Origin of the sequence: Pseudomonas kielensis, assembly GCF_030505375.1 — a bacterium.
Classification (GTDB): Bacteria; Pseudomonadota; Gammaproteobacteria; order Pseudomonadales; family Pseudomonadaceae; genus Aquipseudomonas; species Aquipseudomonas kielensis.
This window is the reverse complement of sequence record NZ_CP130043.1, coordinates 3945492-3964586: the sequence shown is the minus strand read 5'-3', so window position 1 is coordinate 3964586 and position 19095 is coordinate 3945492. Positions and strand designations below refer to the sequence as shown.

The 19095-nt window shown below is 60.7% G+C and carries 18 protein-coding genes; 12 read left to right on the top strand and 6 right to left on the bottom strand.

Going from position 1 to position 19095, the window contains the following annotated elements; genetic code table 11:
- Window positions 1–96: 96 nt before the first annotated feature.
- The 9 genes from Q1W70_RS18620 to Q1W70_RS18580 all read left to right on the top strand — a co-directional run bounded on the left by Q1W70_RS18620 (window position 97) and on the right by Q1W70_RS18580 (window position 7308).
- Window positions 97–1308 (top strand): PepSY-associated TM helix domain-containing protein, encoded by a 1212-nt coding sequence (locus tag Q1W70_RS18620; protein ID WP_185819168.1) that lies wholly within the window; start codon window positions 97–99, stop codon window positions 1306–1308.
- On the top strand, window positions 1305–1847 hold the full coding sequence (locus Q1W70_RS18615; protein WP_166590215.1) for a PA2404 family protein: 543 nt from the start codon (window positions 1305–1307) through the stop codon (window positions 1845–1847). Before Q1W70_RS18620 ends, Q1W70_RS18615 begins: the two co-directional genes overlap by 4 nt.
- Complete coding sequence (locus Q1W70_RS18610; protein WP_166590214.1) at window positions 1844–2191, top strand: hypothetical protein; 348 nt, start codon at window positions 1844–1846, stop codon at window positions 2189–2191. The genes Q1W70_RS18615 and Q1W70_RS18610 overlap by 4 nt, the downstream gene beginning before the upstream one ends.
- On the top strand, window positions 2188–2763 hold the full coding sequence (locus Q1W70_RS18605) for a DUF6162 family protein (protein ID WP_185819167.1): 576 nt from the start codon (window positions 2188–2190) through the stop codon (window positions 2761–2763). Before Q1W70_RS18610 ends, Q1W70_RS18605 begins: the two co-directional genes overlap by 4 nt.
- Window positions 2764–2797: 34 nt before the next feature.
- Entirely contained in the window at window positions 2798–3736 is a 939-nt protein-coding gene (locus tag Q1W70_RS18600; protein ID WP_166590212.1) for a metal ABC transporter substrate-binding protein, read from the top strand.
- Window positions 3733–4485, top strand: a complete 753-nt coding sequence (locus Q1W70_RS18595) for a metal ABC transporter ATP-binding protein (RefSeq protein ID WP_166590211.1) — start codon at window positions 3733–3735, stop codon at window positions 4483–4485. The genes Q1W70_RS18600 and Q1W70_RS18595 overlap by 4 nt, the downstream gene beginning before the upstream one ends.
- Window positions 4485–5384 carry a metal ABC transporter permease gene (locus Q1W70_RS18590; protein WP_166590210.1) on the top strand — a complete coding sequence of 300 codons (900 nt, stop codon included), beginning with the start codon at window positions 4485–4487 and terminating at the stop codon, window positions 5382–5384. Before Q1W70_RS18595 ends, Q1W70_RS18590 begins: the two co-directional genes overlap by 1 nt.
- A 12-nt stretch (window positions 5385–5396) precedes the next feature.
- On the top strand, window positions 5397–6356 hold the full coding sequence (locus Q1W70_RS18585; RefSeq protein WP_371927832.1) for a metal ABC transporter solute-binding protein, Zn/Mn family: 960 nt from the start codon (window positions 5397–5399) through the stop codon (window positions 6354–6356).
- 124 nt (window positions 6357–6480) lie between these two features.
- On the top strand, window positions 6481–7308 hold the full coding sequence (locus Q1W70_RS18580; protein ID WP_166590208.1) for a class I SAM-dependent methyltransferase: 828 nt from the start codon (window positions 6481–6483) through the stop codon (window positions 7306–7308).
- Window positions 7309–7400: 92 nt separating this feature from the next.
- Here Q1W70_RS18580 and Q1W70_RS18575 read toward each other — a convergent pair whose 3' ends face one another.
- The gene (locus Q1W70_RS18575; protein WP_166590207.1) at window positions 7401–8720 is read right to left on the bottom strand and encodes an ATP-binding protein; all 1320 of its coding nucleotides are present in this window, start codon (window positions 8718–8720) and stop codon (window positions 7401–7403) included.
- Window positions 8720–9400 carry a response regulator gene (locus tag Q1W70_RS18570; protein ID WP_095168216.1) on the bottom strand — a complete coding sequence of 227 codons (681 nt, stop codon included), beginning with the start codon at window positions 9398–9400 and terminating at the stop codon, window positions 8720–8722. The genes Q1W70_RS18575 and Q1W70_RS18570 overlap by 1 nt, the downstream gene beginning before the upstream one ends.
- A gap of 153 nt (window positions 9401–9553) precedes the next feature.
- Here Q1W70_RS18570 and dsbD point away from each other — a divergent pair, with 153 nt between their 5' ends.
- Genes dsbD through dsbG form a run of 3 tightly spaced genes read left to right on the top strand, consistent with a single transcriptional unit; the run spans window position 9554 to window position 12902 of the window.
- Window positions 9554–11290: a protein-disulfide reductase DsbD gene (gene dsbD / locus Q1W70_RS18565; protein ID WP_166590206.1), complete on the top strand. Its 1737-nt coding sequence runs from the start codon at window positions 9554–9556 to the stop codon at window positions 11288–11290.
- Window positions 11290–12159 carry a TlpA family protein disulfide reductase gene (locus Q1W70_RS18560; protein WP_166590205.1) on the top strand — a complete coding sequence of 290 codons (870 nt, stop codon included), beginning with the start codon at window positions 11290–11292 and terminating at the stop codon, window positions 12157–12159. The genes dsbD and Q1W70_RS18560 overlap by 1 nt, the downstream gene beginning before the upstream one ends.
- Window positions 12135–12902 carry a thiol:disulfide interchange protein DsbG gene (dsbG, locus tag Q1W70_RS18555; RefSeq protein ID WP_166590204.1) on the top strand — a complete coding sequence of 256 codons (768 nt, stop codon included), beginning with the start codon at window positions 12135–12137 and terminating at the stop codon, window positions 12900–12902. The genes Q1W70_RS18560 and dsbG overlap by 25 nt, the downstream gene beginning before the upstream one ends.
- Before the next feature lie 92 nt (window positions 12903–12994).
- Here dsbG and Q1W70_RS18550 read toward each other — a convergent pair whose 3' ends face one another.
- The 4 genes from Q1W70_RS18550 to Q1W70_RS18535 all read right to left on the bottom strand — a co-directional run bounded on the left by Q1W70_RS18550 (window position 12995) and on the right by Q1W70_RS18535 (window position 19050).
- Window positions 12995–14272 (bottom strand): hypothetical protein, encoded by a 1278-nt coding sequence (locus tag Q1W70_RS18550; protein ID WP_302097723.1) that lies wholly within the window; start codon window positions 14270–14272, stop codon window positions 12995–12997.
- Between the two features lie 186 nt (window positions 14273–14458).
- Entirely contained in the window at window positions 14459–15199 is a 741-nt protein-coding gene (locus tag Q1W70_RS18545; protein ID WP_302097722.1) for a molecular chaperone, read from the bottom strand.
- Window positions 15200–15256: 57 nt separating this feature from the next.
- Window positions 15257–16477, bottom strand: coding sequence for a hypothetical protein (locus Q1W70_RS18540; protein ID WP_166590201.1), 1221 nt, complete (start codon window positions 16475–16477; stop codon window positions 15257–15259).
- A 50-nt stretch (window positions 16478–16527) separates the two neighbouring features.
- Window positions 16528–19050 (bottom strand): TcfC E-set like domain-containing protein, encoded by a 2523-nt coding sequence (locus tag Q1W70_RS18535; protein WP_166590200.1) that lies wholly within the window; start codon window positions 19048–19050, stop codon window positions 16528–16530.
- Window positions 19051–19095 lie beyond the last annotated feature (45 nt).

Here is a 19095-nt window from a genome sequence, read left to right as displayed (position 1 = left end):
GATGCAGCAGGTCGCGTAGGCAAAAGCTACGGCCGGCTTTTTCAGGAATCACGGTGCATCCACACCGCTCCTCTCATCGAATCAAGACCCTCATTCATGTCGAAGAAGTCCCGTTCCAAACTGTGGTTTCTGGTGCATAGCTGGCTAGCACTGCCCATCTGGTTCTTTGTACTGATCGTCTGCGTCACCGGCACCCTGGCAGTCGTCAGCCAGGAGATCGTCTGGCTGGCCAACCCGGACATCCGTGCCAGCCAACCGTCCGACGACGCCGAACTGTTGAGCTATGACCAAGTCATTGCCGCGATCAAGCAGGCCGAACCTCTCACCATCGTCGAATCCATCAGCCGCCCGGATGAATCGCACTTCGCCCTGACGGCGCAGGTGAGCTACCCGGACGGGCGCTCGGTCGCGGTCTACGTGAACCCCTACAGTGGCGTGATTCAAGGGATCAGCCCGGATTTCAACTTCCAGGCCTTTACCCGTGCACTGCATGGCTGGTGGCTGGTGCCCTTTACCAACGGCTTCAGTTGGGGCTGGTACCTGGTGTCGTTCCTCGGCATTCCGTTGCTGGTGTCATTGATCACCGGCCTGGTGGTGTACAAAAAATTCTGGAAGGGCTTCCTCAAGCCCACCCTGCGGTTCAATCACGGAGCACGGATCTTCTGGGGCGACTTCCATCGCCTGAGCGGCATCTGGTCGATCTGGTTCATTGCGGTGATTTCCATCACCGGCATCTGGTTCCTGATCGAAGCCCTACTGTTCGACAACCAGATTTCCATCTCCAGCGAGCCGGTGATCCCGGTGGTCGCCCGCGAGAGCGTACCCCTCTCGGCCGACGGTTCTCCGCCGAAAATGATCGACCTGGACAACGCCATCCTGATCGCCCAGGAGAAAATCCCCGGGTTGGAAGTGAGCTTCGTCAGCCTGCCGAGCAATGCCTACAGCCACCTCAACATTGGTGGCCGTGGCTGGTACCCGCTGATGTTCCAGACCGCCACGATCAACCCCTACAACGGCGACATCGATGCCTCGCGGCTGCTGTCGGACCGCACTGGCCTGGAGTTCGTCACCGAGTCCATGCGCCCGCTGCACACCGGCGACTTCGGCGGCCTGTGGATAAAACTGATCTGGTTCTTCTTCGGCCTGGTCCTCAGCATGATGGTGCTCAGCGGCCTGCTGATCTGGACCAAACGCACCGCCCTGGCCACCGCCAACGCGCTCAAGCGCAGCAACAAGACGCCCCGCCCGGCCAAGGTCGAACAACCGGCGGCAGCCATGAACGACAACTCGCCGGAGACTAACCTGTGAGCAAGGCCACCACCGCAGTCCCCCCTTCGCGCCTGAGTGTGTTCTGGCACAAATGGCGGTTTCACATCAACATTCTGCTGCTCCTGATCCCACTGGGGTTCATGCCCAAGTACTTCGCTGACGTCGCACTGTTTCGCGGTGACAGCGGCCTGGGCGAGCGAGAAATCGGTGACATCCAGGTCGGCCCCTGGAGCCTGCGCCTGGCCGAGTTGCGCAATCAGGAGCCGCAACTGTCAGGCCCCGCCGGCTACATGAAGAACTTCAACGCGGCGCTGTGCCAATCCTGCATCGGCCAGGTCAAGGCGACTTACCTGCGCATCGGCAAACCCCGCAGCCTGCGCGCCGCCGGGGTGATTTTCTTCGGTGCCCCCTATCGCATGGGCGCGAGCTTGCCGATCCCCGAGAAGACCAAAACCGACGCCGAAATCTGGATCACCATGGAAGGCTGGGACGGCAGCATGCATCAGGCGGCCGTGCCGCTTGCCCAAGCATCCCCGGCCACTATCGCCTGGCTGAACAAACAAGGAGGCAAACCATGACCGTTTCCCGCAACTTGACCCCTTTGCGCCTGCTTGGCAGTGCGCTGGCGTTGGCCCTCGGTGCAGGCTTCAGTGCCCAGGCCCTGGCCCACAACCCGATGTGCGAATGCAAGGCCATCGACGCCGAGCAGATCCAGTGCACCGGTGGTTTCTCCGATGGCAGTGGCGCACCTGGCGTGACCCTGGATGTGATCGGCTATGACGAAACCATCCTGGTACCGGGCAAACTCGGCGCCGACTCGACCCTGACCTTCAAGAAGCCCGGATCCGAGTTCTATGTCTTGTTCGACGCAGGCCCTGGCCACGTGGTCGAGATCGACCAAGCGGATATCGAGGCCCCATGAGTACCCCCACCACACAGCTCGTGCGCCCGGCCGGTGCCGGCCATGAAACCCTCTATGTCTTGTTGCTGTGCCTGGCGATCCTCGCGGTTGCCGGTTCCGTGGTGCTCTGGCGCGGCGAGCCGGAGGTGGTCAGCAGCGTGCAAACCCATCAACTGGATGCGCGGCGCGATCTCGGCGCCTCGGAGCAAGGCATTTATGCCGACCTGCGGGTGACCCTCGACGAAATCCACCTGCTGCGTGAAGAGCAGCAAGCCCTGCCGACCCCGCAAATCCTGGCCGACGAAGGTTTTGCCCCCTTCGCCCAGGACGCCAGCTCCGTCAGCCGCGGCGGCCACGCCTGGCAGCTGCTGGGCAGTGGCGCGTACTTCGGGCAGAGCCAGGCACCGAGTGTCGCCGGCTCCTTCCTGATGCGCCTGAACGCGCTGGGCAACGCCGAGCCGGACATCTGGCTCAACCGCGGCGCCAGCCTCCAGGCCCCTGCCGATCTGGCCGATGCCGCGCTGATCAGCGCGGGCTGGCAACAGGTCGTCGCCCAATTCGACGCCGGCGTCACTCGCCAGCATCGCCACTGATTTGCGTATTCACCCCAGAGAAGACCGCTTGCTCATGCCTAGTTCATCTGCGCCCCATCGTTTTCTGCACCGCGCACGCCTGCTGCTGGCAGGCCTGCTGGCCCTGGTGGTCATGCCCCTGGCCAGCGCCGAAGAGGCCAAGCGCCTGCGCATCGGCATCACCTTGCATCCGTACTACAGCTACGTGGCCAATATCGTCGGCGACAAGGCCGAAGTGGTGCCGTTGATTCCGGCCGGGTTCAATCCCCATGCCTATGAGCCACGCGCCGAAGACATCAAGCGCATCGCCGGCCTGGACGTGATCGTGCTCAACGGTGTCGGCCACGACGACTTCGCCGACCGCATGATCGCCGCCAGCGAAACCCCCAACGTCAAGGTGATCGAGGCCAACGAAAATGTGCCGCTGCTGGCGGCCACCGGGATCGCCGCGCGGGGCGCAGGCAAGGTGGTGAACCCGCACACCTTCCTGTCCATCAGCGCCTCCATCGCCCAAGTCAACAACATTGCCCGGGAACTGGGCAAGCTTGACCCCGCCAACGCCAAGACCTACACCCAGAACGCCCGCGCCTACGGCAAACGACTGCGGCAGATGCGTGCCGACGCCCTGGCCAAACTGACCAAGGCGCCCAATGCCGACCTGCGGGTGGCCACGGTCCACGCGGCCTACGACTACCTGTTGCGCGAATTCGGCCTGGAAGTGACCGCCGTGGTCGAGCCGGCCCACGGGATTGAGCCGAGCCCGAGCCAACTGAAAAAGACCATCGACCAACTGCGCGAACTGGACGTCAAGGTGATCTTCTCGGAGATGGATTTCCCCTCCGCCTACGTCGACACCATCCAACGTGAGTCGGGGGTAAAACTCTACCCGCTGTCACACATTTCCTACGGTGAATACAGCGCCGAGAAATATGAAAAGGAAATGACCGGCAACCTCGACACCGTGGTCCGGGCGATCCAGGAGGCCGGCGCATGACCATCCAGCAAACCCTCACCACGCCACTGGCCGGCCCCGCCATCGAGTTCGCCGACGTCAGCCTGACCCTTGGCCGCACGACCATCCTCGACCAGGTCAGCTTCCGAGTGCAGCCCGGCAACGTGCATGCGTTGGTGGGCCCCAACGGCGGCGGCAAGAGTTCACTGATCAAGACCCTGCTCGGGCAAATGCCTCACCAGGGCCGCTTGAGTCTGCAATGGCCGGGCGAGCCCGGGACCATCGGCTATGTGCCACAAGCCCTGGAGTTCGACCGCGGCCTGCCGATGACGGTTGACGATTTCATGGCCGCGATGTGCCAGCGGCGTCCGGCGTTTCTCGGCATCAGCCGGCACTACAGCGTGGCCATCGGCGAAGCCCTGGAACGGGTCGGCATGCAGGACAAGCGCAAGCGCCGCATGGGGGCGCTGTCCGGCGGTGAACGCCAGCGCGTTCTGCTGGCGCAGGGCTTGATTCCCGCACCCCAGTTGCTGGTGCTCGACGAGCCGATGTCGGCCCTCGATGAAGCGGGCATCCAGGTATTCGAACGTTTGCTCGGGGACTGGCGTCAATCCGGAATCAGCGTGCTGTGGATCGAGCACGACCTGGAAGCCGTCGGCCGCCTGGCCGACCGCGTCACCGGCCTCAATCGCCGGGTGCTGTTCGACGCCACACCCAAGCAGGCCCTGACCCCGGAGCGTTTGCTGAGCCTGTTTTCCACCCATCCACGGACGAGCGGGAGCGCTGCGTGATGAGTTACGAAGCCTTTCGTTTGATGATCCAGGGCTGGGCGTCTTCCGGCTACCTGCCCGAAGCGCTCGCCTATGGGTTTGTGGTCAACGCCCTGCTTGCCGGACTGTTGATCGGCCCGGTGCTGGGAGGCCTGGGCACCCTGGTGGTGGTCAAGCGCTTTGCGTTTTTCTCCGAAGCCGTCGGCCATGCGGCGCTGACCGGCGTGGCCATTGGCATCCTGCTCGGCGAACCCTACACCGGCCCCTATGGCAGCCTGTTCGGCTACTGCCTGTTGTTCGGCATTCTGCTCAACTACCTGCGTAACCGTACCGGCCTGGCACCGGACACCCTGATCGGGGTGTTTCTCTCGGTGTCGCTGGCCATGGGCGCCAGCCTGCTCCTGATTCTGGCCGGCAAGATCAACGTGCACATTCTGGAGAACGTGCTGTTCGGCTCGGTGCTGACGGTCAACGGTAACGACCTGCTGGTGCTGGCCATCGTCGGCACGCTGGTGATGGGCCTGAGCCTGCCACTGTACAACCGCATCATGCTGGCCAGCTTCAACCCACAACTGGCGGCCGTGCGCGGGGTGGCGGTGAAGACCCTCGACTACCTGTTCGTGATCCTGGTGACGCTGATCACCGTGGCGGCCGTAAAAGTCATCGGCGCGATTCTGGTGGGCGCCCTGCTGGTGATTCCGGCCGCGGCGGCGCGCTTGTTGAGCCAGTCGCTCAAAGGCTTCTTCTGGTGCTCGGTGCTGATCGCCACCGTCAGCACCCTGTGCGGGATTCTCGCGCCGATTGTCTTCGACCTGCCGATTCCGTCCGGCGCGGCAATCATTCTGGTGGCCGGTATCGCCTTCGCCCTCGCCGCCATCGCGCGCGGTGTGGTGCCCAGCCTCAAAGGGAATATTGGATAAATGGCTTTCTCCATGCGTCAGCTGACTTTGGCCCTCGCCCTGTGCGGCCTGGCCACCGGCAACATCTTCGCCGCCGACCGCTTCGAACCGATGCGCGTGGTGGCCAGTAACGGCATCGGCAACACTGCGCTGCATACGGCCACCTCGGCCCACAAAGTGCGGGTGCTGGCCTCGTTACCCATCACCTATGGACTGGCCAACAGCCTGGTCGAAGGCAGCGAGATCACCCTGCAACGGGCGGCGCCGGCCAACCTTCCAGGCTCGCGCCAGGCCGCCTACTTCACTGGCCGCGGCGCACCCGCGCTGCACACACTGTCCCTGGACGCCGATGCCGTGATCGGCCTGCGCTCGATCTGGCCGGATGACCCGCTGTACCCCAACGCCCGGCGCAGCAATATCCGCATCGTTGAAATCGACGCGGCGCGCCCGGTCGACGGCGCGCTGCCTGGCGTGGCGCTGCAACCGGGTACCCACGATGGGCTGAACAGCCAGCCGTGGGTGGCCACCAACAACATGGGGCGAATGGCTGACGTAATCGCCGCCGACCTGGTGCGCCTGGCGCCCGAGGCCAAACCGAAGATCGAGGCCAACCTGGCCACGCTCAAGCAACGCCTGCTCAAGCTCAGCGCCGACAGCGAGGCGAGACTGGCCGAGGCCGACAACCTCAGCGTATTCAGCCTCAGCGATCACTTCGCCTACCTGATCAGCGGTCTCAATCTCGAACCGGTGGGCGTCGATGCCCGTGCCGACAACGAGTGGACGGCCGACGCCCTGCAACAGCTGAGCACTACCCTCAAGGACAATGACGTGGCACTGGTGCTGCATCATCGCCAGCCGTCGGCCGCACTGCAGGCCGCCATTACCGCCGCCGGCAGCCAGTTGCTGGTCCTGAGTACCGAAGGGGTGGACCCGGTGGCCGAGCTGTCCGGCAACATCGAGCAAGTGCTCAACGTCCTGCTCCAGAAGTCCTGAAGTCCCCCTCCTGAATACGCGGGCCCTACGGCCCGCGCTTACAAAAACCCTCAAGAAACCCAACTCAAGCCGATGCTAGTCTGCCCTGCACATAACCAGGACCGACCAGGATGGGGTCTTCACCATGAGTGACTATATTTCGCTGAACAAGGCCAACTGGGACGAGCGCGCCCCGCTCCATGCGGCTTCCAGGGACTACGCGACCCAGGCCTTCATCGACGCCGCCGATCATCTGTCGCCGGTGGTGCGTTTCGATCTGCCGTTGCTGGGAAACATCCGCGGGCTGCGCGGGGTGCACCTGCAGTGCCACATCGGCACCGATACCCTGTCGCTGGCCCGACTGGGCGCGCAGATGAGCGGGCTGGATTTTTCCCCCGCGGCCCTGGTCCAGGCGCGCTCCCTGGCCCAGCGCTGCAACACGCAGATCGACTACGTCGAAGCGGATGTCTACAACGCCACCGGCGTATTGCCCGCCGCCGCCTTCGATCTGGTCTATACCGGCATCGGTGCCTTGTGCTGGCTGCCGAGCATCGACGCCTGGGCGCGCACCGTCAGTGATTTGCTCAAGCCCGGTGGCCGCCTGTTCATTCGCGAGGGGCATCCGATGCTCTGGTCGCTGAATGAAAGCCGCGCGGACCTGCTGTCCATTGAACAGCCTTACTTCGAGCGCGAGACGCCACTGGTGTGGGATGACGACAGCACCTACGTCGATACCGATGTTCCACTCAAGGCCACGCTGACCCATGAGTGGAACCACGGTCTGGGGGAGATCATCAGCGCACTGCTGAACCACGGACTGGCCATTACCGGATTGGTCGAACATCAGAGCATTCCCTGGGACGCACTGCCGGGGCAGATGACCTGCGATGAACGGGGTGAGTACCACCTCAAGCAGGCACCGTGGCGCCTGCCGCTGAGTTACACCTTGCAGGCCGTCAAGCACGGGGCCTGATCTACCAGCGTTAAAAAGCCCGTTGAAGCGAGGATTCAACGGGCTTTTTTGTCAGCTTAATCAGTGGCGGGCGCGGGTCTTCGAACCAGGGCTCAGGCCTGGAGCGGCATGGTCAGCTCGACCCGCAAGCCATCGGGACGACTGTCGAAATGCAGGACACAGTCGCAGCGCTGGACGATGGCCTGGACAATCGCCAACCCCAGGCCACAACCGGTGCTCCCGCCGTTGCGCCAGAAGCGCTGGGTCAGGTGCTGCAGGTCGTCGTCGGCAATTCCCGGACCATGGTCGCGGACCTGGAAGCGCACCCGATTCGCGGTGGTTTCCAGGCTCAATTCCACAGGCCCCTCATCGGGCGTGTGCCGCAGCGCGTTGTCCAGCAGGTTGCGCAAGGCGGCAATCGCCAACACCGATGGCATCTGCAGCGGTGCCTGGGAGCAACCGGGCGGCACGTGCAGCTGGATACGCCGGCGATCACCGCTGGATGCATCCTGGATGGCCAGGCGGGCCACCTGCTCGGCATTGCACTGCACGCCGTCGTCGAACGACAGGCTGCCCTCGACCCGCGCCAACAGTAACAACTGCTCAAGGGTCCGATGCAGGCGATCGGCGCCCTCCTCCGCACGGGCCAGGGATTGGTCGCGGGCCGCCCCTTCGGTCATGCGCGCCACCTGCAGATGGGTCTTGATCGCCGTCAGCGGGCTGCGCAACTCATGGGCGGCATCGCCGGTCAGGCGTCGTTCCCGTTCGATGGCCTTGCCGATGCGCTGGAACAGCTGGTTCTGGGTTTCCAGCAACGGCTTCAACTCACTGGGAAATGCCTGCAATTGCAAGGGCTCCAACGAGTCGGCATTGCGCCGCATCAAGGCTTCGCGCAGACGGTTGAGCGGTGCCAGCCCCTGGCCGATCCCCAGCCACAACAGGCACAGACAGCCCAGGAGCGCCACCGCCACCGGCACCGAGGCCGCCAGCAGAATCGACATGTTCAGGGCCTCTCGCTCGATCTGTCGATCCGCCGTGGTGATCCGCACATCGCCCCGGGCCAGGGTAAAGCTGCGCCAAGGAGCACCATCGATTATCTGGTCGTGGAAGCCCATCTTCTCGGCTTCCAGCGCTTGTTCGGGATGATTGTGGCTGCGGGCCAGAATCTCGCCGCGCAACGAACTGACCTGACAGGCCATCCCCCCGGGCACGTTCAGTTGTTCGGCACTGAAATGGGTGCCCTCGCCCTTGCTCGGCACGTTAGGCAATTGCTCCAGCAGCCCGGCCACCATGCGCGCCGAGGCCACCAGGCGCTGGTCGAGGGAAAACATCATCTGGTTGCGCAGGTCACTGAGCATCCAGGCGGCAGCCAGGGCCCAGATCAGCGCAAATGCGGCGCCAAGGGTCAGGCTCAGGCGCAGGCGCAGACTCATCACTTGCTTGGCCCTGCCCCATCCGCCGGCCCCAGGCGATAGCCCAGGCCGCGCACGGTTTCGACGATACCTTTACCGAGTTTGCTGCGCAGATGGTGGATATGGACGTTCAACGCGTTGCTCTCCAACTCGTCGTTAAAACCGTACACGCTGTCCTTCAGTTGCTCGGTCGACAGCACCCGGCCGCGGTTGTGCAACAGGGCTTGCAACAGGGCTTGCTCACGACGCGAGAGGTCCACCGGCTGGCCGGCCAACAGGGTTTCCCGGCTGCTGGGGTCGTAGCTCAGGGCACCGTGCTCGATCAGGTTGACGCTGCGCCCCGCGACCCGGCGCAGCAGAGTGTGCAGGCGCGCGGCCAGTTCCCGCAGGTCGAAGGGTTTGAGCAGGTAGTCATCGGCACCGGCTTGCAGGCCGTCGACGCGGTCGGTGACCGAATCCCGGGCAGTCAGGATCAGCACCGGAATCTCCAGGCCCTGGTGGCGCAACTGCTGCAGCAGTTTCAGGCCGTCTTCGTCCGGCAGCCCGAGGTCGAGCACCATCACATCGAACTCGGCGACCTTGAGCATGGCCCGTGCCGCGGATGCCGTGGCCACGTGCTCGACGGTCAGGCCCTGAGCGGTGAGGCCGGCTACAATGCCGCTGGCAATCAGCTCATCATCTTCACAGACAAGTACGTGCATGGTGAGACCTGTAGAAAAATGTTGATTAAGAAGGCGACGGATTAAGCGGACATTATGCACCGCCTGCCGTGGCCACAAGGATAACGCGGTTAATCATCGGTTAATCGTCACCCCTCATGGTGCATCCAAATTGCACCGGTATAAGGCTTGCCCATGCGTCGTCTGTTTTTACTGTTCCTGGTTTTCTTTGCCAGCCTGGCCCAGGCTGCATCGAACCCGTTCGAGACCAAACCCGATTTCCTGCCCGTCGGCAAAGCCTTCGTTTTTACCTCCGAGCGCCTTGAGTCGGGCGAAACCCAACTGTTCTGGCAGATTGCCGACGGTTACTACCTGTACCAGAAGCGCATGAGCTTCAACGGCCTGGCCGATGCCCACAAGCCGGCATTGCCCGAGGGCGAGGCCCACAGTGACGAGTTTTTTGGCGACCAGCAGGTCTACCGCCAGGGTCTGGAGCTGAAGATCCCGGCCGGCACCAGCGGCCAGATCAAGGTCGGCTTCCAGGGCTGCGCCGATGCCGGCCTGTGTTACCCGCCACAGACCCAGGTGGTCGACCTGGGTGGTGGCGCGGCGCAAGCCAACACCTCTGAAGCGCCGGACCAGGCCCTGGCCAGCGGCCTGCAACAACACGCTCTGGGCTGGAGCCTGCTGGTGTTCTTCGGCCTCGGCCTGCTCCTGGCCTTCGCCCCTTGCTCGTTGCCGATGCTGCCGATTCTCGCCGGCCTGGTGGTCGGCAGCGGTGCCAGCGCCAAGCGCGGCTTTGCCCTGGCCGGCAGCTATGTGGTGAGCATGGCGCTGGTGTATGCCGCGCTGGGAGTACTGGCCGCGCTGCTGGGGGCCAATTTGCAGGCCCTGTTGCAGAACGCCTGGCTGCTCGGCAGTTTTGCCGTGATCTTCGTCCTGCTGTCGTTGCCGATGTTCGGCTTCTTCGAGCTGCAACTGCCGACCGCCGTGCGTGACCGCCTGGAGTACGCCAGCCGCAGACAGGGGGGCGGCAGCCTGGTCGGAGCGGGCATTCTCGGGGCTCTGTCCGGCTTGCTGGTAGGGCCGTGCATGACCGCACCACTGGCCGGCGCCCTGCTGTACATCGCCCAGAGCGGCAATGCCCTGCACGGCGGGCTGATCCTGTTCAGCATGGGCCTGGGCATCGGTTTGCCGTTGTTGCTGCTGGTGACCGTCGGCAATCGATTCCTGCCCAAGCCCGGCGCCTGGATGAACCTGCTCAAGGGCGTTTTCGGCTTCCTGTTCCTGGGCACCGCGCTGGTAATGGTGCGCCCGGTGCTGGATCCGGTCCTGTGGGTCGGGCTGTGGGGTGCGCTGTTGCTGGTCATCGCCTACAGCGCCTGGCGCCAGACCGAAGGTTTTGGTCGCGCCACCCACCTGTTCGGTGGCATGGCCCTGCTATCGGGGTTGTGGGGTAGCCTGCTGCTGATCGGTGCCGCCGGTGGTAGCGATGACGTGTTCAATCCGTTGCAGGTGTATCGCGCGCCAACCTCCAGCGCGATCGCTGCACCGACCGCCCACGATGCCTTCATCACCATCAAGGAACCCGCCGAACTGCAACGCCAACTCGATGATGCCCGCGCCCAGGGTCAATGGGTGCTGCTGGACTACTATGCCGACTGGTGCGTGTCCTGCAAGATCATGGAGAAACAGGTGTTCGGCAAACCCCAGGTCATGGAGGCCCTCAAGGAGGTGCGCCTGCTGCGCCTGGACGTGACCGCCGACAACGCCGCCAGCCGCGAACTGCTCGCTCGCTACAAAGTACCGGGGCCACCGAGCCTGTTGTGGGTTGGTGCCGATGGCGAAGAGCGTCGCAGCCAGCGTATTACCGGTGAGGTGGATGCCGCCGGTTTCCTGCAACGCTGGAACATCACCCGGGACGCGCGCTGATGTTGACCTTCACCCTCGGCACCTTTGCCATCGCCCTCAACCACCTGCTGCTGATCAGTGCCCTGGCACTGGCGACCTTTGTCGGTTGGCGGGTGGCCAAGCGGGGCGGTGACAACCCCGAATCGGTGCTGTTCGGCCTGTTCATGCTCGGCACACTGGCGGCGCGGCTGGCTTTTGTCGCGTGGTACTGGCCCCACTACCGCAACGATCCCTGGCAGATCATCGACCTGCGCGACGGCGGTTTCCTCGCCTGGCCGGGGGTGATCGTGCTGTTGCTGGCCGCCGTGTATCGCGGCTGGCGGCGGCCCGGGCTTCGGCGCCCGATGGGTTTTGGCGTCGCCAGCGGCCTGGCGTTCTGGCTGCTGGCAAGCCTGTCGCTGAGCATCTACGAACAAGGCACACGCCTGCCGGACATCACCCTGCGCAACGCCGCCGGGGAAACCCTGCAACTGACCGACTACCAGGGCGGTCCGCTGGTAATCAACCTGTGGGCCACCTGGTGCCCACCCTGTCGCCGGGAAATGCCGGTGCTGGAACACGCCCAGCAGCAACGCCCGGACCTGACCTTCCTGTTCGTCAATCAGGGCGAAAGCATGCAGAGCGTCGCCACCTTTCTCGAGACCCAGGGCCTGAGCCTGAGCAACATGCTGTTCGACCGCGGCGGCCGCCTGGGCCAGGCCGTGGGCTCCATGGCCCTGCCGACCACGCTGTTCTATAGCCCGGACGGACGCCTGCTGAGCAGCCATCTGGGCGAACTGTCGAACGCCAGCCTGGCCCACGCCCTGGAGGCCTTCGAGCCCGTCACCCCTGCCGCAGCACCCGCCACTTCTGTAAGGAAACTGCCATGCCCCGCCTCCGCCACCTGCTGACGCTGACCCTGGGCACTGCCCTGTTGCACCTGCCGTTGGTGCAGGCCGAAGAACTGCCCGCCGCGATCAAACAGATCGAAGCCAAGGGTGCAAAAATCATCGGTACCTTCGATGCCCCCGACGGCCTGCGCGGGTATGCCGCGCAGTACCAGAACCGCGGCATGGCCCTGTACCTGACACCCGATGGCAAACACGTGTTGCTGGGCAACTTGTATGACGCGGACGGCAAGGACCTGAGCGCCGAGCCGCTGCAAAAACTGGTGTACGCACCGATGGCCAAGGAAGTCTGGGCCAAGTTCGAAACCAGCCACTGGATTCAGGACGGCAACAAAGATGCACCGCGCGTGGTCTACCTGTTCAGTGACCCTAACTGCCCGTACTGCACGCTGTTCTGGGAGCAGGCACGGCCTTGGGTGAAGTCCGGCAAGGTGCAGTTGCGACACATCATGGTCGGTATCATCCGCGAAGACAGCCCAGGCAAATCCGCCGCCCTGCTGGCCAGCAAAGACCCAGGCAAGGCCTTGGACGCCCACGAAAAGGCCGGCAAACAAAGCACCCTCAAGGCACTGAAAACCATCCCGGCAGACGTCCAGGCCAAGCTCGACGCCAACTTGAAGTTGATGGACGAACTCGAACTGTCCGCCACCCCGGCGATTTTCTACCTGGACGCCAAGGGCGAACTGCAACAGCAACAAGGCGCACCGTCGCCGGAAAAACTGGCCGCGATACTCGGGCCGAAGTAACCCCCACGTGACCCGTGGCGCAAGTCGCGACATCGCTGAGTGCACCTGTTACGTCAACACAGATTCACTCAGTGATGATCGCTTCAATTGGACTAGACCGGGCTGGGCTCCCTGATGCGCCATGTAGTCAGCGAATCAATAGATCCGTGACTGGAAGTTCGTATATCAATGCGAGCGATGGTATCGCCCTCGGGTATTCTTGACTCTACCCAGGCAGGAGGGGTTATCTCCTGAGTCTCCAGCAACGTTCCGTGTGCATCAAAGAAAGAAAAGCTAGCGGCGGCTGCGCCAGTACCTGAAAAACCGAACCTGACCCTTGTGCATTCGTACTTGAAATGCATGGATGCCAACTGAGATCCACCCCCACCACAATGCACCGTGAGCGCGCGGCCTTCCACCATGCCTTCCTGATGCTCGCCTGCGCCTCTAACTTGATGAAGTCCAATGTATGAATCTGAGCCCGCGACCGTTTCAAACATCAATAGATTTGTATCGATAACCGTGCCAGGGCCTCCAAACTCTTTGCGGGGATAAGTCTCAAAATCATCAAACTCGCTTAGCTGCGCCTCCACCCGTAGCATTGCAGACGTAGCTGGACGAAACAGGTGGGCGTTTTCCGGGAGCGGAACTGCGGATACAGGATCGGGGATGGGAACGGGCGGTACTGGAACGCAACCACTGAAAATAACCGCGCTCTCAGAGCTTAGCCGTGACCTGTCAAGACGCCTTGTCAGCCAGCCCCGGGGTAGTTTGAACTCAAAAACATGATCGATTTTGGCCTCAGCTACGGTTACAACGTGATCATAAGCCAACCAAATGACTGGCATCGGCGGCTCTGAGTCTTGCCCACCTACCCCGACGAACAGCCGCTGCCCCGCCTGGATAAAGGGCCACGCCTTCATTGTGACGGTTTCATCGCCAGTGAACCTGTGCATATCCAGTTGCACGGTGAAATCGATGACTTCAGCGTGAACAAACTTGGGCAACGAGCTTTTCAAGTCCTCATTCCTGAGGGGCTCTATGGTCAACTCCAGGACAACCGATTCCTTGAGTTGACCACCCACCGTAGCGGTGTACCAGATCAACACAGAGTGCCCAATACAGGCACCCACCCATTGCCAGGGAACATCGATGTCGACAGTACCGCTGGCGCTGCCCTCTTTTTCAATCGGGCTAAACGTCGGTTCAGCCTGACCCTTGATTGCCCAATGCAATGTGATCGTGGTTTCTTCCATTCCCTCAAAGGCGATGGTCGCTACAGTGCCTTCAATGGCACCAATGGGGTACAGAGTGTTGTCGTCCTGTGCATGCTTTATGGTCGCTGCCGGCAATGTATTTACGCCAGCAACCGCAAGTGTTTGTGGAGTCATGATGAGCCCTCTTGCCTAGCGATGAGTACCGTCAGACCTGAACCGGAAGGCTCAGGGTCGCGGTTAGCTAAGCTCCCGGCAGGAGATAATCGCAACTGTCAGAACTGACAGGTGCCGAGGAAAAATCTGAAATATCCGACCACCGGTCTGTGAAGACTCGCGCTCCATATCGGTGTTCATGAACGCTTATCGCCCCTTCACGTCCATCGGCATCTTCTTATCGTCTTCAATCAAGTTGTAGCGATAGACCCGACCCGCTTGCTTCTCGAACGCAAAGTCATGGCCTGGAATCAAGTGTACTTTTTTCGTCGGTTTGCAATCTTCTTCGTTACTGGCGGCGCAGTCCTTGAACGAGTCGATGATAACTACGCTATTGCCATTATTTTTCAACTGGTAGCGACCAGCAGTGTTGTCTATTTTTGTATCAAAACGGGTTGTGGCCGGGCGAACAAAAAACACCATGCCATAACCGGCCATTACGTTGAAACCGGCAGACATGCTCTTTTCATAGGACTCTCGCTCACTTTCGGCGACGGCGAATTTATCTTCTTTTTCAGGTACAACCGGCAAAAAGCGGACCCGGAAATATCGCTCCTTGCTACGATCGCCGGTATACAACAGACGGGTGCCTTGAGTGCCCTTGGCGGGCACGATCAATCGGGCCGGACTGGCAACCAGGCCATCGCGAGCACTGCCTTCGACGGTCTTCAAGGGCTCCTCTCGGGACTTACCGTTCTTCTCGTAAAAAATCTCCTTGATCTCGATTTTCACGAATGCTGTTGATGTGCCGCCGTTATGAATACGTTTTAGATAACTACTTTGATTACTTTTCATAAAGTCATAAAAGGAACCAATTTGCAGGCTCGGGCCTGCGTGAGCGCTCAGGCTGAACATCAATGTGCAAAGCAACGTACAAAAAAATTTCATGTGATGAACCTCGTGCTGGAGACTGGCCTGATTAAGCCTCAGGCCGTGCTACTGCCATTAAATGTCTGAATCAAAGGTGACATAGACAATTCCGCGATAACTGCTGTCGCCTTGCATATCCTTCACTGAGTCTGGTTGCACCTCGAAGTGCAAAAGACTGGGTTGCCCAGTTGGCGAGCCTATCAGTTTTAGATATTGCAAACCGGTGCCGGCCACTGTCAGCGGACGCCGCGATATTGGCTGATTCATATTATCGACCCACGGAGGTGGCAGACTGACACTCATCTCGACCGGCACCTGATGGGATCCATTGCTAATTGCACAGGTATCACCCAAAAAACGCTCACACGTAAGTTCCATCTTGAACGGTGCATTGCTCAATATGGAAAAACGCAGGTCTCCCAGTAACTTCTCCTCTTTGCGACCGTTAGTGATCCAGTCCATCCATCCGCCCCTGGGGGCCAGAACAACCCTGTCGGAGGACATCACGACCTTGACGTCTTGTTTCACTGCCAGGTTCAGGTTGAATGTCATGGAAGAATCACTGGCATTAAAATTACCCATGTTCAAGTCGCTGGGTATTGTGTAGGTATACGACCCTACATAGTTTCCACTGATCAGTTTTTCCGGGCGAACGGCGCGTAACTCATAATCTACATCGAGCCTGTCTAAAGTCATCCACGGAATTGCAAATCGTGCGGTTCTTGGACCACAGGTGCTGGCCACTTCAGAGATTTTCCAGAAAGTTGTGTAGTCCGTTCCATTTGGATCAGCACCATCAGAAATCACTGAAAAACAGGGGGCAATCGCATTAGCCCATGAAGGCCTCCAAAGAGTGACATGGTATTCGTGAGGCGCGGCACCCGGTGGTCGCCCCGTCAACGCTTGTGCAGTGTCACTCAAGCGATAACGGGTTCCTGCACCGGCAATTCGGATTTCGATCTCTGCGGTTTCGCCAGGAATACTTTCATGGGCGACATTAAATCTGCGCCATGTCGCTGGAAAATGAAAAGGCAGGTTGCCATTCTGCGGAATAGCCCCAGACGACTGAAAAGTAATATTAAACGTATTACTTCGAATACGATTGCTCGCGCATTGGCCCGGGTATTCCAGACAAAATCCGGTAACTGGGGTGTTATTAATAATTTCAGCACTGGCCGGATTACTCGGGTCCGGCTTTATTTCTGCCTCTACGTTCAATGTGGCGGCATGGGCAGCCCCCAGATAAACCCCGCAAAGCATCCCCGCCAATACAAGGCGATTCATTAACTTGTTCATTTGACCTTCCTGTGTACGCCATATTCAGACCGCTGTTGTATAAGTGCCCTTCAACTGGCTTTCTCAGACTTATAAGCAGCTTCGGCTAATGTGTCTGGATGACACTTTAGATCGCCTACCATCAGCACATCATTCTCTCGGCGCTGGGAGGTGGGATCGAGCCTGAACTGGCATAACAACTGACTGTCGTGCCGCACTTCAAGCGTAGGTGACTTTTCACTAAGTTCCATGGAAAAGAACCCATCGACTTCGCTGACGCCACGACTGGCATGGTTGATCACATGGTGGCCTTTCAGCGGCTTCCCATTGGCATCCACCAAGCGGCCCATGACTGTCACAGTCTTCAGAATGCGTACCTGACGATAGTCCACACCACCCTTGTTCAAGTGATAGGTGGTACGCGCCGGCTGGATAGTCGCCGCGGGTACATCCGTCCCGTTGAAATCGAAGTTCACGGTGCCGTTCTTGTAGGCCGACACCGGAATGAAATTGCGACCTGCCCGCAGCGTAGAGTGGGTGCCGGAGAAGTCGTCGGCGCGTAACTGGATATCATCCACGTCACTCTCAACATCAACGATCATGCCCGCCTCGCGAGTTGTGGCCTGGCTGCTGAGTACTACGTTTGTTCCACTGACCGCCAGAGTACTGTCCAGATTCAACCCACCGGTGACGCCCCCGTTGAAGGAAGAGCGCTGCGCATGCATAGAGCCGTTGACCTGGTCAGTCTTGAAGTCGACCGTGCCCGCAAGGCCGGCCCCGTATACATCTCTGCTTGCGGTGGCGGATACGCTTTGCAATACGTGATCCTTGAGGTCCCGACGATAGGTGACGGACGCATTGGCATCCCGCCCACCGTCACGCGATGTACGCTGACCGATGCTACCGGACACCTGGTGACCGTCTGAACCCAGTGCCAGGCGCAGACTGATATCGATCCCGCGATTACGCTGGTCGGCAGTACCCACGGTACCCGGCCGGTCGAACACGGCCACGCGCCAGTCGGCAGCATTGCCAAACAACTGTGCATTACGGGTCCAACTCAAATCGATGCCCATACCTTCGGAATAACCCTGGCTTTGAGAGACTTGTGCACTGACCGAACTCCTGCTGCTCAGGCGTTGGCTCATCGACAGAGACGTGTTGCTGGTTTGCCCGTTGTACGTATTGCGTTGGCGGATGTGCGTTCCGTCCGGCAGCGTTTCATAAGTGTTGCGTGTGTCCAGCCAACTGCGCTGGTGGCGCAATACCAGACTCCCACCGTTGTAGTGATGCACGCCCTGCACTTCCACGCCCGTGCCTTCGCCCTTGGTCTGGGACAAGCTGCTGAAGACGGAGGTCTTGTCGCTCACCGTCAACTCGGCGGAAGTGCCCATCTGCATCTGCTCCTTGACCTGTCGGGCGGACACGCCCAGGACCACTCGTGGGTGCAGCAGAAAATTGAAGGCTGCACCTGCCGTCAGATCGCCGTCATCGCGTTCTTGCCAATTGCTGAGCAACTTGCTTTCGCGACCGGCAAACAGGTTGTAACGCCAGCGATTTTCCGGGTTACGCCAGTTGGTGGGCTTGTAAATAAGCTCTTGGTTGGTGGAAATCACTTGACCGTCTTCGATCAAGCGAACTTCCACTTCGTAGATGCCGCCCGGTAACGGACGCGTGTCCAGAGTCTGAAGGCCGCTGGCCACCTGCTGACTGTTGATCAGCACGCCATTGCGATAAATCTCCACCATTGCCTGTCGATTGGCGGTCACCGAAATCGGATAGAGGCTCGGCTTAGGGTCGTCGACTGCCAGGCTGTCGGAACTGCCGTACATCATGCCCAACACTGTATCGGGGCCGGCGCCGATTGTCCGCGCTGACCGAGTCAAACCCTGGGCACTGGGCGTAAAGTACCCGGCACGAAAGAAGCTGCCTTCCAGTTCCCGCTGGGCATGCAACTCGTGAACCGCGTGCTTGATGCCAGTGTCTACCCCGGACATGCGCGACAGTTGGGCGTTGAACGTGTTTGTCCAGTTGCCCAGGCTCGCGCTTGCCTCCAGGCCATAACGACCGGCCGCGTTCTGCTCCTGGCCACCGCTGATGTTCAATTGATTGCGGACAATCAACCCGACGCTGCCGCCTTCCGGTTGATCGTGAAACTGTCGGGTTTGCGGGTCGCGCTCGGCATTGGCCGTTACCAACGACACCATGGAGTCTGCAAGACTGTAGTGAACAGACTGCAACTGCCGAGGGCAGGCACTTTTGCACGATCCCAGCGCCACGCCCTGGGTCAAGAACGCAGACCACTCATCACGTTCGGCCGAAGTCAGGTCGCTGTTGCGGGTATCGGAAAAATTGATCAACGTGACCCGTTCATCTCGGGTCAACAGGATCATGGCCTCACCCAAAAACTGTTGGTCGACTTCGACGCGGACCGCCAATGGCACGTCAAAAAAGAATTCATGAAACTCCGCGGGCAAGCCTTCAGCCTGTTGCAATAAACTGACGGATTTATCCGCAGGTTTGGATTCACTGGCAAGCGCACCCGCGCAAATAATCAGCGCAAGCGCTCCTGCGATAGGAGTCTTCGAAAACATGGAAATACTTCTCAAGTTAGCGCTTGCATGTGCAAGGAAGAATGC

Excerpts from the sequence above, each read along its gene's own strand:
- Q1W70_RS18620 (WP_185819168.1), top strand. The coding sequence starts at position 97 with ATGTCGAAGAAGTCCCGTTCCAAACTGTGGTTTCTGGTGCATAGCTGG.
- Q1W70_RS18610 (WP_166590214.1), top strand. The coding sequence starts at position 1,844 with ATGACCGTTTCCCGCAACTTGACCCCTTTGCGCCTGCTTGGCAGTGCG.
- Q1W70_RS18605 (WP_185819167.1), top strand. The coding sequence starts at position 2,188 with ATGAGTACCCCCACCACACAGCTCGTGCGCCCGGCCGGTGCCGGCCAT.
- Q1W70_RS18600 (WP_166590212.1), top strand. The coding sequence starts at position 2,798 with ATGCCTAGTTCATCTGCGCCCCATCGTTTTCTGCACCGCGCACGCCTG.
- Q1W70_RS18595 (WP_166590211.1), top strand. The coding sequence starts at position 3,733 with ATGACCATCCAGCAAACCCTCACCACGCCACTGGCCGGCCCCGCCATC.
- Q1W70_RS18590 (WP_166590210.1), top strand. The coding sequence starts at position 4,485 with ATGAGTTACGAAGCCTTTCGTTTGATGATCCAGGGCTGGGCGTCTTCC.
- Q1W70_RS18585 (WP_371927832.1), top strand. The coding sequence starts at position 5,397 with ATGCGTCAGCTGACTTTGGCCCTCGCCCTGTGCGGCCTGGCCACCGGC.
- Q1W70_RS18580 (WP_166590208.1), top strand. The coding sequence starts at position 6,481 with ATGAGTGACTATATTTCGCTGAACAAGGCCAACTGGGACGAGCGCGCC.
- Q1W70_RS18575 (WP_166590207.1), bottom strand. The coding sequence starts at position 8,720 with ATGAGTCTGCGCCTGCGCCTGAGCCTGACCCTTGGCGCCGCATTTGCG.
- Q1W70_RS18570 (WP_095168216.1), bottom strand. The coding sequence starts at position 9,400 with ATGCACGTACTTGTCTGTGAAGATGATGAGCTGATTGCCAGCGGCATT.
- dsbD (WP_166590206.1), top strand. The coding sequence starts at position 9,554 with ATGCGTCGTCTGTTTTTACTGTTCCTGGTTTTCTTTGCCAGCCTGGCC.
- Q1W70_RS18560 (WP_166590205.1), top strand. The coding sequence starts at position 11,290 with ATGTTGACCTTCACCCTCGGCACCTTTGCCATCGCCCTCAACCACCTG.
- dsbG (WP_166590204.1), top strand. The coding sequence starts at position 12,135 with ATGCCCCGCCTCCGCCACCTGCTGACGCTGACCCTGGGCACTGCCCTG.
- Q1W70_RS18550 (WP_302097723.1), bottom strand. The coding sequence starts at position 14,272 with ATGACTCCACAAACACTTGCGGTTGCTGGCGTAAATACATTGCCGGCA.
- Q1W70_RS18545 (WP_302097722.1), bottom strand. The coding sequence starts at position 15,199 with ATGAAATTTTTTTGTACGTTGCTTTGCACATTGATGTTCAGCCTGAGC.
- Q1W70_RS18540 (WP_166590201.1), bottom strand. The coding sequence starts at position 16,477 with ATGAACAAGTTAATGAATCGCCTTGTATTGGCGGGGATGCTTTGCGGG.
- Q1W70_RS18535 (WP_166590200.1), bottom strand. The coding sequence starts at position 19,050 with ATGTTTTCGAAGACTCCTATCGCAGGAGCGCTTGCGCTGATTATTTGC.